Annotated in this window: 1 protein-coding gene; it reads left to right on the top strand. The window is 30.7% G+C overall.

All coding sequences use genetic code 11. The annotated features are described in order from the left end of the window. Nucleotides 1-325: 325 nt before the first annotated feature. Nucleotides 326-574 (top strand): hypothetical protein (locus RH915_RS11415; RefSeq protein WP_310480151.1); only part of this gene is annotated, 249 nt, incomplete at its 3' end.

Raw genomic sequence — 574 nt, 5'->3', positions numbered from 1 at the left:
ATTAGAGTGCACTTGTTGATATACCTCCTTTGATATTGGTTTGAGCAACTATATTTTAGCAGGTATTTTCAATAAGTGCATTATTTTTTGAATTAAAAAATGCTGGAGTGTTAACCACCCCAACATTTATTATAGAACCATAAAAAAGAAGAGCTAAGGCTCTTCTTTTTTTATGTAGTAGAATAATGCTACTTTTTTTACTGTATAAAAAGAGGTTGTTAACTATGAGGAATATTATAGAAAATGATAAAGAGGCTTTTTAAAAGATAGGATAACTTATATAATATAAAGTAACGAAGGTTTAAACCTGATGAGGTGTTTATTGATGAAAAATTTAAGATTAAATGAGTTTGTTTTTATAGGCATTATCGGTGCTACTGTCTTTATTTTGGGTTACATACTGCTGCCTTTTATGCAAATGATGGCACTACCAGAAAGTAGAGGGGTCATTGTTGCGCCTGTATATGGTACTGCGGTAACATTAGTTCTATACAAAACGCAAAAGAAAGGTGTTATATCTCTTTTAGGTTTTTTGATCGGAATGATGCTAAGTATGTTTTCTATAATTATGCTG

Source organism: Serpentinicella sp. ANB-PHB4 (assembly GCF_031432315.1).
Classification (GTDB): domain Bacteria; phylum Bacillota; class Clostridia; order Peptostreptococcales; family Natronincolaceae; genus Serpentinicella.
Note: the sequence above shows the minus strand (reverse complement) of the source record. Positions and strands in the feature narration are given on the sequence as shown.